Consider the following 2,798-nt stretch of genomic DNA (forward strand, 5'->3'; position numbering starts at 1 on the left):
GCGGCGGGGCCTATTGGCTGGAAGGCGGCCGATCCAATTCGGGCTTCGTCGTCGGCGACAAGGGCGTGGTCGTGATCGACACCGGCAACACGCCGGACGACGGGCGCAAGGAGATCGCCAAGGTCGCCGAGGTCACGCCCAAGCCGGTGAACCAGGTGATCGTCACCCACGCCGATCCCGACCATGTCGGCGGGCTGCCGGGCTTTCCCGCCGGCACCCCCGTGATCGCGCAGGAGAACGCCCGCAGCGAGATCGAGGCGTCCGCGATCGCGGCGGCGGCCGATCCCAAGCTCGCGCGCTACGTCGGCGTCTACAGCCCGATCGTCGCCGGCTACCTGCCCACGCCGACGATCAGCGACACGCAGACGGTCACGATCGACGGCGTCCGCATGGTGCTGATCCATGTCGCGCCGGCGCACACCAGCGGCGACCTCGCGGTCTACCTGCCTAAGCAGAAGGTCGTCTACGGCGGCGACATCGTCCTGACCAATCTCGGCCGCTTCCCGGTCATCCATTTCGGCGGCTCGTCGCTGGGCTGGATCGAGTCGATGAAGGCGCTCCTCGCGCTCGACGCCGACCTCTACGTTCCCGGGCACGGCCCGGTCGTGCCCAAGGCCAAGCTGCAGGCGTCGCTGCAGGATGTCGAGCAGTATCGCGCGCAGATCAAGGCGATGGTCGAGCAGAAGAAGACGATGGCCGAAGTGATGCAGGCGCTGCCCGAGCCCGGCGCGAGCCCGATGTTCCTCAGCTTCACGCAGACCGTCTACAAGGAGCTGACCGAAGGCTACCCGCCGGCGAACCCGCCCTGGACGAACCTGATCGTGCGTCGATAACGGCCGCCGGCCTTCCGCTCGGCGGCCCGTTCCACGCAGCGGAATGTCGGGTACGAGGGTCTTGTGGGCGCGGTCGCCTCCGTTACGACTGTTCTCCATGATCGTCGGCCGACCAGGCGGCGGCGCAGGAGAGCAGCATGAAGGTCACCGTCGCCGCGGCACTGGCCGGTCTCGTCGGCATCGCGCAGCCGGCCCTCGCCCACCATTCCTTCGCGATGTTCGACGGAAAAAAGGAGAACGAGCTGAAGGGCGTGACGGTGGTCGACTGGCAGTGGTCGAGCCCGCATACCTGGCTGTACGTGCTCGTGCCCAACGGCACCGGCACCCCCGACAAGTACAGCATCGAGGGCGGAAACCCCGGCGTGCTGCGCCGCGCCGGCTTCAGCAAGGCCTCGTTCGCGCCCGGCGACAAGATCACCGTCTACATCGCCCCGCTGCGCAGCGGAGAGAAGGGCGGCGCGCTCAACGCGGTGCTGCTGCCGAACGGCAAGATGCTGGGCAAGCGGCTCGCGGCCTAGCCGAGCGAACGGGAGAGATGCTGTGACCTTCGTGCGTAACGCCTGGTACATGGCGGGCTGGTCCGACGACCTCGCCGACACGCCGCTGGCGATCACGATCCTGAACGACCCGATCGTGATCTTCCGCGGGACGGACGGGATCGGCGCACTGCTCGACGTGTGCCCGCATCGCGCCGTGCCGCTGAGCGCGGGCACGGTCGCCGAGGGCAACCTCGTCTGCCCCTATCACGGCATCGCCTTCGACACGGGCGGCACCTGCCGGAAGAACCCGCATATCCAGGGCCCGCCCGACCGGCTGAAGGCGCGCGCCTACCCGATCGCCGACAAGCACGGCATCCTGTGGGTCTGGCTCGGGCAGGCGGACCTCGCCAGCGTCGACGCGATCCCGGATTACGGCTGGTTCGACTCGCCGGGCCGGTACGCGGCGGGCGGCGGCTACGTGCATATCGAGGCCGACTACCGGCTGGTCATCGACAATCTCATGGACCTGGCGCACGCCGACTACATCCACCCCACCACCGTCGGGCAGCCGGGCGCGGCGGAGGTGCAACAGGTCGCCGTGGTGCGCGAGGGCGACACGATCTCGGTCAACACGCTGTGGCCGGACCTGCCGCCCAGCGCGCTGCACCGCCAGGCGTGGACGCGGACGGAGCGGGTCGACAAATATCTCGACATGAAGTGGCAGCCCGCCACCAACCTCCTCCTCAACCTCGGGATCATGGCCCCGGGCACGCCGCGCGACAGCGGCGTCCACACGCCGACCGCGCACATCCTGACGCCCGAGACGGACCGGACGACGCATTATTTCTGGAAGTTCGCCCGCGACTTCGACATCGCCAACGCCCCGTTGACCGAGCGCCTCGTCGAGATCATCGGCCGCGCGTTCAGCACCGAGGACAAGCCAATCATCGAGGCCGCGCAGCGCAACATCGACCGCACCGGCGCGAAGCTGACCAACTTCACCAAGGGCGACACTGGATCGGGGATGGTGCGGCGCGAGCTGGAGCGGCTGGCGACGCAGGAGCGGGGCTGAGGCGACCAGGCCGGGGCCGGGACCGCCGCCCGCTACACGTCCAGATTGGCGACCGACAGCGCGTTGTCCTGGATGAACTCGCGCCGCGGCTCCACCACGTCGCCCATCAGCCGGGTGAAGATCTCGTCCGCCACGTCCGCCTGATCGATCGTCACGCGCAGCATCGAGCGGTTGGCGGGATCAAGCGTCGTCTCCCACAATTGCTCCGCGTTCATCTCGCCCAGCCCCTTGTAGCGCTGGATCGCCAGCCCCTTGCGCCCGGACGCCAGGATCGCGTCGAGCAGCTGGGACGGGCGCGCGACGAGCGTATCGCCCTTGCCGGCGGACTGGGTGGCGACGGGCTCGCCCTCCTCGTCGGTCGCGACCGCGTCGACGGGTGCCTCGACAGGCGGCGCGGTGCGCGAGGAGACGAGC

Annotated in this window: 3 protein-coding genes and 1 pseudogene; 3 read left to right on the forward strand and 1 reads right to left on the reverse strand. The window is 69.2% G+C overall.

The window, feature by feature from the left end; genetic code table 11:
* From HUU96_RS14280 to HUU96_RS14290, 3 genes are all read left to right on the forward strand, one after another.
* The coding region (locus HUU96_RS14280; protein WP_174293410.1) for an MBL fold metallo-hydrolase at positions 1 to 833 on the forward strand (833 nt) is incomplete at its 5' end.
* 137 nt (positions 834 to 970) lie between these two features.
* A complete protein-coding gene (locus HUU96_RS14285; protein ID WP_174293411.1) occupies positions 971 to 1,351 on the forward strand; it encodes a DUF6152 family protein in 381 nt (126 codons plus the stop codon).
* A 22-nt stretch (positions 1,352 to 1,373) separates the two neighbouring features.
* Positions 1,374 to 2,384 carry an aromatic ring-hydroxylating dioxygenase subunit alpha gene (locus tag HUU96_RS14290; RefSeq protein ID WP_174293412.1) on the forward strand — a complete coding sequence of 337 codons (1,011 nt, stop codon included), beginning with the start codon at positions 1,374 to 1,376 and terminating at the stop codon, positions 2,382 to 2,384.
* Positions 2,385 to 2,416: 32 nt separating this feature from the next.
* On the opposite strand, the pseudogene HUU96_RS14295 reads toward HUU96_RS14290, so the two are convergent.
* A pseudogene (locus HUU96_RS14295) lies at positions 2,417 to 2,798 on the reverse strand (DNA gyrase subunit B); the annotation flags it as partial.

It is taken from the genome of Sphingomonas bacterium (genome assembly GCF_903644135.1).
Taxonomy (GTDB): Bacteria; Pseudomonadota; Alphaproteobacteria; order Sphingomonadales; family Sphingomonadaceae; genus Sphingomonas.

Excerpts from the sequence above, each read along its gene's own strand:
- HUU96_RS14285 (WP_174293411.1), top strand. The coding sequence starts at position 971 with ATGAAGGTCACCGTCGCCGCGGCACTGGCCGGTCTCGTCGGCATCGCG.